6 protein-coding genes are annotated in these 8393 nt (G+C 46.0%); all 6 read left to right on the top strand.

The annotated features are described in order from the left end of the window. The first annotated feature begins 391 nt into the window (after positions 1 to 391). The 6 genes from EWV84_RS18545 to atpD all read left to right on the top strand — a co-directional run bounded on the left by EWV84_RS18545 (position 392) and on the right by atpD (position 8270). Positions 392 to 1270, top strand: coding sequence for an Hpt domain-containing protein (locus tag EWV84_RS18545; protein ID WP_287079247.1), 879 nt, complete (start codon positions 392 to 394; stop codon positions 1268 to 1270). Positions 1271 to 1700: 430 nt separating this feature from the next. Next, positions 1701 to 3686 (top strand): BamA/TamA family outer membrane protein, encoded by a 1986-nt coding sequence (locus EWV84_RS18540; protein ID WP_287079249.1) that lies wholly within the window; start codon positions 1701 to 1703, stop codon positions 3684 to 3686. Positions 3687 to 3771: 85 nt separating this feature from the next. Next, positions 3772 to 4584, top strand: coding sequence for a UDP-3-O-acyl-N-acetylglucosamine deacetylase (lpxC, locus tag EWV84_RS18535; RefSeq protein ID WP_287079246.1), 813 nt, complete (start codon positions 3772 to 3774; stop codon positions 4582 to 4584). A 436-nt stretch (positions 4585 to 5020) separates the two neighbouring features. After that, positions 5021 to 6097 carry a magnesium-protoporphyrin IX monomethyl ester (oxidative) cyclase gene (gene acsF, locus EWV84_RS18530; RefSeq protein ID WP_287079245.1) on the top strand — a complete coding sequence of 359 codons (1077 nt, stop codon included), beginning with the start codon at positions 5021 to 5023 and terminating at the stop codon, positions 6095 to 6097. A 165-nt stretch (positions 6098 to 6262) separates the two neighbouring features. Continuing rightward, entirely contained in the window at positions 6263 to 6787 is a 525-nt protein-coding gene (locus EWV84_RS18525) for a zinc ribbon domain-containing protein (RefSeq protein ID WP_287079244.1), read from the top strand. A 73-nt stretch (positions 6788 to 6860) separates the two neighbouring features. After that, the gene (gene atpD / locus EWV84_RS18520) at positions 6861 to 8270 is read left to right on the top strand and encodes a F0F1 ATP synthase subunit beta (protein ID WP_287079243.1); all 1410 of its coding nucleotides are present in this window, start codon (positions 6861 to 6863) and stop codon (positions 8268 to 8270) included. Positions 8271 to 8393 lie beyond the last annotated feature (123 nt).

Below are 8393 nucleotides of genomic sequence, written 5' to 3'. Positions count from 1 at the left end.
TTGGCTAGTCCCTTGCTCAGAACTGCTGGTGCGGATAACTTAGTTTATTTGTACTAAATATTTTCCTCAATTTAATTTTTTATTCAGTCCCTCTCGATCGCCTGGTCGATTTTGGGGTAATCTTAGATAGTCAACAACTCAGTTCCCTCTGATCAATAATAATTTCTAGTCAGCTTGCTCCCATCCCCGATTCTTTCCTTAGCTTTTTGCCTGCCGTTGTATCGATCTATTTTGAGCAAGAGAAGCTGAGAACCTTTGTGTCCGTTGATTTTGAACTTAGCTTGTGTCCGTCTGGGCCAGTTTTCCTAGCCATTGCCCCATAACTGATATATTTCCTGAAAAACTGGGCAATCTAGGACTAGACAGCATCGTGATAAGGGGGGATAAGACCTTGGACTCCGCTAACGCACAGAAAATTCTCGGCTATTTCATCGAAGAAGCAAAAGAACACCTGGAAACTTTGGAACAGGGGATTTTAGACTTAGGCAATCTCGTGAACAATACTGAACAGATGAACGAGATGTTTCGTGCCGCCCATTCCATCAAGGGGGGGGCGGCCATGTTAGGTTATAGCAGTATCCAAAAAACTGCTCACCGTCTTGAGGATGCTTTCAAAATACTGAAAGAAAATCCCATACAAGTGGATCAAAAATTAGAATCTTTGTTCCTCAAGGGTTATGATCTGCTTCAGATATTGATCGATAAGCTGCCCGGTCCATTAGGTTTGCAAGCCGAGGAAGCTAATGCTATCGTTAAAAAAGGTGAACCTACTTTTGCCGAATTACAGTCCCATCTTAACTATCTTCTCGACAAAAAAAAATCTACCCCAGCTATTGCAGCAACCTCTTCTATCTCCATCAGCGTCAGAGATATCCTCAAACAGATGTTACAACTGTTCAAACAGGAAGAAACCAGTGCTTCCCGTCAGCAATTACAAAAATTAAATTTATCTCTGTCTCAATTGGCTTCAGAACAGCAAAAGTGGCAATATTTAGTTAAAAATGCCCAATCAGCCCTGGCTAACCCCAAACATTCCTACCGCACTCTCGCCCCGGTTATTATTAAAGAATTAAAACAAGCTAGTGATTTATTGGAATGGGGTTGCGGGGAAGAAATCACCGTCAGTCAAGAATTGCAGTTATTAGCCACCGCCAAATTACCACAAATCCTGATCACCCTAGAACCGGAATTAGTAGCTAGTACCCTGCTGCAAATGTTTAATCGCCAACAGGTCTCGCAACTGGTACAGTTATTACAAATAAGACGTTGACATCTGCGCTGGTGTAAAAAGGTGGGGGATTCCCGGGAGAATAAACTTAATTGTTTTTAATTTTGGTGAGTTAGGAAGATATGTAATTAATTGTGCGCCCACCGAGGTGGCAATAATTCTAGAGGGTGAATTGGGATAGAGCCAAACCGGAAAAAGCTAAGATATGGCAAGATAAAAACTTAATGCTGACGGCTGACCAATATCAGACCTGATGCAGTATCTCTTTAGTCACCGGTCAAGCTGGGATTTACTGAGAGTAAGCAATCTGCTAGAGTTTTAACGTTCGTTAAATTTCTCGGGCAGAGAAAACAAACAAAACCATAATGGTGTTAATGGGTGTGTGGAAGTGCTTAAAAATCTCAATTTTTCGGGGCGATATTCCTCGCTGGCCCTGCTGCTGGCTATTTTCGGATTATTTCACGGGACGGTAATGGCCGAAGAAGAACCGCAAGAAACGGTTTTTCCCCGCGTCGAGCAGATAGTACAGTCTCCTCCTGCGACGGGAGAAACTACGCCACCCGTGGCAGCACCGCCGGAAACCCCGACGGAAACCCCAAGCCCTGCAGAAACTCCCACAACAGCCCCACCGGTGGCGGCGGAGGAGTCGCGAGTTTTGGTGGCCGAAGTGGTAGTACAGGGGGCCGATCGAGAATTAGAAAATCTAGTTTATAATACCATTCGCACCCGACCAGGACGAAGCACGACTCGATCGCAACTGCAAGAAGATATTAACGCCGTTTTTGCCACGGGCTTTTTTGCTGATGTGCGGGCAGTTCCCCAAGATACGCCCCTAGGGGTGCGAGTCACCTTTGAGGTGCAACCTAACCCCGTTTTTCAGGGCGTACAGATTCAAATTGCCCCGGAAACTATGGACAAATCGATTTTACCTGCCGGGGTGGTCGAGGAAATTTTCGCTAGTCAATACGGCAAAACCCTGAATTTGCGGGAATTACAGGCGGGGGTAAAAAAAATCAATGACTGGTACAGCAAAAACGGCTATGATCTGGCCCAGGTAATCGGTGCGCCGCAAGTCACTCCCGATGGTCGGGTGATTCTGGTCATTTCCGAAGGTTTAATCGAAAAAATTCAAGTACGCTACTTTAACGTCGAACAGGAACCGGTCAAGGGTAAAACTAGAGAATTTATCATTACTAGGGAAATGCGCCTAAAAGCGGGGGATATTTTTAACCGCAATACGGCCCAACAGGATTTACAGCGTGTTTTCGGTCTCGGTTTATTCGAGGATGTGCGTCTGTCTTTTTCTCCCGGCAGCGACCCAAGGGAGGTGATTGTTAACGTCGATGTGGTGGAAGGTAATACCGGTTCCGTGGCTGCTGGGGGTGGTATTAGCTCGAATGCGGGCTTATTCGGCACTGTAAGCTATCAACAGCGCAATTTTGGCGGTAATAACCAAACTTTAGGGGCAGAAGTCCAGTTAGGGGAACGGGAATTTCTATTTGATCTGAATTTTTCCGATCCTTGGATTGCCAAGGATAATTTCCGCACTTCCTACACGGTGAACGTTTTCCGGCGACAGTCGATTTCTCTGGTTTATGATGGGGAAAATTCCTCGATTCGGACGCTTAACGATAATGATAGTCCCCGTATCGTCCGGACGGGTGGCGGTATTACTTTTGTCCGTCCTTTGGCCCCCGATGTGTTTACGAAACCAAAATGGGTGGTTTCCCTAGGCTTTAACTATCAACAGGTACAGGTGCAAAATGCCAATGGTGACATCTCCCCCCTGTCTGCACCTCTCAACGGTTTTGGCAGTCAACAACTGGCTTTTAGTTCCTCTGGGATCGATGATATACTTTCTCTAAATATTGGCGCTATTCGAGATTTTCGCGATAATCCCCTGCAGCCCACCAGTGGTTCTTTCCTGCGTCTAGGTTTAGAACAAACTATTCCGGTCGGTTCTGGCAGTATTTTCGGCACTCGTGTTCGGGGTAGTTACAGTTACTTTATCCCCGTTCGGTTTATTAATTCCTTTAATCTCTTTGAAACCGATATTTTTAAAGGTCAGCAATCCCTCGCTTTTAATGTGCAAGCAGGGACAGTATTAGGCGATTTACCCCCCTACGATGCTTTTATCGTTGGGGGTAGTAACTCTGTACGGGGTTACGCCGAGGGAGAAGTGGGTAACGGTCGCAGTTATTTCCAAGCGACGGCCGAATATCGTTTTCCCATAGTAGCAATTATTGGGGGGGCGTTATTTGTCGATTTCGGCACTACTATTGGTTCCCAAGGGGATGTCCCCGGTCAACCCGGGATTGTCCGGGGTTTACCCGGTACCGGTCTCGGTTACGGTTTAGGTGTTCGGGTACAATCTCCCGTCGGCCAAATTCGGGTTGACTACGGTTTTAATGTCGATGGTGGTTCTCGTCTCCATTTCGGTATCGGGGAACGATTCTAATCAGTTATCAGTTATCAGTGATCAGTTATCGATAAATTTAGTTCTTTTTGTTGTTCACTGATAAAAGCTTTATTACTTAATAATTATGGTTTCTACTATCGCTAAACAATTTGAATTATCGGGAATTGGCCTGCATTCGGGGGAGATAACCCAGGTGCGCGTCTGTGGGGCAAATCCGGGGGAAGGACGTTATTTTGTCCGCAGAGATTTAGCCAATCAACCGATTATTCCCGCTCTAGTTTCTTCGGTTTACCAAACGACTTTATCAACGGAATTGGGACAAGGAGAAGCCAAGGTTAGAACCGTTGAGCATTTATTAGCGGCCTTAACCGCTTTGGGGGTAGAGGATGCTCGCATTGAGGTGGATGGTGCGGAAATTCCCCTCCTCGATGGTTCGGCCAAAATCTGGGTAGAAGCGATCGAAAATGCTGGTTTAGATAACTCTTTTTCTCCATCAGATTTAACTATTTCTCAACCGATTTGGTTGTACGAAGGAGATGCTTTTGTGGCGGCGATTCCTTCCCCTGAATTACGTTTTACCTACGGGATCGATTTTACCTATAAACCCATCAGTAATCAATGGTATAGTTGGAGTCCTGATCAGGAAAGTTTTAGTCAAGCGATCGCATCCGCCCGGACTTTCGGTTTTGCCGATCAAATTGAATATTTACAAAAGGCTGGTTTAATTAAAGGAGGCAGTTTAGAAAATGCTTTAGTCTGCGATCAAAATCAATGGTTAAATCCTCCTTTACGGTTTGAAAATGAGCCAGTAAGACATAAATTATTGGACTTAATTGGTGATTTGAGTTTACTGGGAACTATTCCCACCGCTCATTACATGGCTTTTAAAGCCAGTCATAAACTTCACGTTCAATTAGCTAAAGCAATTCAGGGTTAACTAATTAGGGTTTGCCGAATAAATCTAAAAACCTTGTTGGATAATATCTTTAGGCTTTTTTGAAATCAAAAAGTGGCAGCCATTGGAGTGATCGGGGGGGGAAATTTAGGCACTTTTTCCCTGAAAATTAGGTAATTGACCACCTGAAAATGGGTAAAACCCGACACCCGACACCCGACACCCGACACCCGACTTCCCACTTCCCACTTCCCACACCCCGCTCCCTATCCCCGAACATTTATCAAGACTCCGAGCGAAAAATCCGCGTTTGTTCACACAGCTTAATTAAGAGTTGTAACTTTTAATGAACAGGAAGGGAGTCTAGGGCTGAGAGCTTGCTATAGTGAATCCTAGCCGTTTTTTCACGGCTCGTCATTATCACCTCAGAGCCTTTACTCGTCTCAATCATCATCCCAGAGTAAAATCAATAATCCCTATGGTCAGCACGATCCAAAAACCAGAATTCGAGGAAATCCGTCCGGGTATAAAAGTTCCCGCTAAAGAAACGATCCTCACTCCCCGCTTCTACACCACTGATTTTGAAGCGATGGCGGAAATGTCGATCGCCGCTAACGAGGAAGAACTGAAAGCGATTTTAGAGGAATTCCGTACCGATTATAACCGGCATCACTTCGTTCGCAATCAAGAATTCGATCGCTCTTGGGAGCATATTGATGGCGAAACTCGCCGCTTATTTGTGGAATTTCTGGAAAGATCCTGCACGGCCGAATTTTCCGGCTTTCTTCTCTACAAAGAACTCGGCAGACGTTTAAAAAACAGAAATCCCCTCCTCGCAGAATGCTTTAACCTCATGTCCCGGGACGAAGCGCGTCACGCTGGATTCCTTAATAAGGCTTTATCGGATTTTAACCTCTCCCTTGACTTGGGATTTTTAACCAAAAGCCGTAACTACACCTTCTTTAAACCGAAATTTATCTTCTACGCCACCTATCTTTCCGAAAAAATCGGCTACTGGCGCTATATCACCATTTATCGTCATCTCGAACAACATCCCGAAGATCGGGTTTATCCGATTTTTAACTTCTTCGAGAATTGGTGTCAAGACGAAAACCGTCACGGGGACTTCTTTGATGCGATCATGCGCGCCCAACCTGATATTCTTAATGATTGGCGCGCTCGTCTCTGGTGTCGTTTCTTCCTGCTTTCGGTCTTCGCTACGATGTATCTCAATGATACTCAGCGTTCTGGTTTCTACGCCATTCTCGGTTTGGACGCTCGCGAGTACGATAAGTATGTGATCGAGAAGACCAATGAAACCGCCGGCCGCGTCTTCCCGATTATTCTCGATGTGGATAGTCCTGAATTTTATGATCGCCTAGAAATCTGTGTTGGCAATAACGAGGGATTACGGGCGATCGATAGCGAAAACAGTGCCGCACCGGTTAAATTCCTGAAGAAATTGCCTATCTTCGCCTCTAACGCTTGGCAATTCCTCAAACTGTACCTGATGAAACCGATTCGGGTCGATAAATTAGCCGGTAGCGTCCGTTAAAAAGTTTGTTTTCTTGAGACATGGTGAGGGTGGGTTAAACCACCCTTTTTTTGTCGATAAAATTCTTAAGAAAATCCTCTAACATTTCTATCCTCGCTAGACTGGATCTGTAGGGGTGTTAACTAGCTTTTTACTTTTTACTTTTTACTTTTTCCTGTCAAAAATATGGCTATTTATAGTGAATTACCCACAGGACAACGTCTCTATCTCGATAATCAAGGGCTGCAGACGATTGTAACTCTCGCTAGTGGTGCAGTGGGACAACAACAGCAGTCTAGCAGTAGTTTTGCTACGGGAGTTTGGACAAAAGAACCCCAAATAGAGATAATTCCCCAAGGGGCAATTATTGAAATTATCACTGAAACTGGATCCCACAGAATCCAAATTCAAGGAAGCAGTATCGGTTTTTCCTCTCCTCATACCTCTGGAGTTTCTCAGTCCTCTCAATCGACCACTGCTACCAGTTTCTCCTCCTCACCGATGCAACCGATGCAACCGATGAAAATGGGTAATATGTCGATGAATTTTGCCCCTATGGAAATGGAGATGGGAGATATGAAAATGAGTATGGGAGACGCAAAAACCGTCAGCAAAGTCCGATTTTGTCGTCAATGCGGGGCAAAAGTAGCGGCAACCGATCGCTTTTGTAGTAGCTGTGGTCATCAGTTACCCCAGACAAAGAGTTTTTAGAACGACGGGGTTTTAAACCCAATTTTCCGATAAAGCCGTCCTAAAAGGACGGGGTTTCAGAGCCAATTTTTCGATGAACGATCAACGAGATATTAACAAACTCAACGCTGGCTCTGTAGTGTCAGTGCGAGGAAGCATCATTGATGTCTATTTTTCCCAAAGGCTGCCAGAGCTTCATAGCCAACTTCAGGCGGGAGAAGATGGCAGTGTAGCGATGGAAGTTGTTGCCCATCTTAACCCGCAACTGGTACGGGCCATTTCACTGAAGCCAACAGCCGGTTTAGCTCGCGGTTCTCCAGTCATCGATACGGGTCATCCCTTGCGAGTTCCAGTGGGCGAGAGGTTGCTCGGCAGGATGTTGAATATATTTGGGGAAACAATTGACGGACAAGAACAGATAGCTGATGGAGAATGGCGTTCAATTTACGCAAATCCGACCCCCCTATGCGAGCAAACCACTAGCTCGGAGATTCTCAAAACCGGTATTAAAGCCATAGACGTGCTTGTCCCGTTGGAACGGGGGGGGAAAGCAGGATTATTTGGCGGAGCGGGCGTTGGCAAGACGGTTTTGATTACCGAAATGATTCATAACATCGTCAAGCAACATCGGGGAATTAGTATCTTCTGTGGAATTGGGGAGCGATGTCGGGAAGCCCTAGATTTATATCAAGAAATGCGCGGAGCCGGGGTTTTGCAGAATACGGTGATGATCTTTGGGCAGATGGATGAACCGCCTGGTGTCAGATTTCGCGTCGGACACGCCGCACTGACGATGTCGGAATACTTTCGCGACACGGCCAAACAAGATGTCTTACTGTTAATTGACAATATTTTCCGCTTTATTCAGGCCGGTTCAGAGGTATCGGGGTTGATGGGACAATTGCCTTCGCGGGTAGGGTATCAGCCGACATTAGCAACGGAACTCGCAGAGCTAGAAGAGCGGATTGGCAGTACGGCTACGGGCGCAATCACCTCCATTCAAGCAGTCTACGTCCCGGCAGATGACTTTACAGATCCGGCGGCTGTTCATACCTTTTCCCATTTATCGGCATCAATTGTACTCTCTCGCCAGCGAGCAAGTGAGGGGTTTTATCCGGCGGTGAACTTACTGCAATCGGGCTCGAAAATGTTGATGCCGCCTATTGTCAGCGAGCAACACTATCGCATCGCCCAGGCAGTGCGGCAAACTCTGGCGAACTACGAAGAACTCAAGGATATTATTGCCATGCTAGGATTAGAAGAACTTTCACCGGCTGACCGCCAGATTGTAGCCCGAGCCAGACGATTAGAAAAGTTTCTCACCCAGCCTTTCTTTTCTACCGAACAGTTTACAGGAATAGCGGGTAAATTTGTCGAGCTAGAAGCGGCCTTAGCGGGATGCGATCGCATTCTCAAAGATGAATTTTCGGATTATCCAGAGAAGGCACTTTACATGATTGGCACGATTGATGAGGCTGTAAAGCTGTCACTAACCCCGCCCTAAAAGCGACGGGGCTTGCCTAGACCAATTTAGGCGACGCAAGTAGAGACTACCGCACCGAGACACAATCTGGCACAGACCTCCGAATACTTCCCTAGTTCGGATTCCCTCTCAGCTTTATTGGTA

Source organism: Microcystis sp. M_QC_C_20170808_M3Col (assembly GCF_007095505.1).
Taxonomy (GTDB): domain Bacteria; phylum Cyanobacteriota; class Cyanobacteriia; order Cyanobacteriales; family Microcystaceae; genus Microcystis.
Note: the sequence above shows the minus strand (reverse complement) of the source record. Positions and strands in the feature narration are given on the sequence as shown.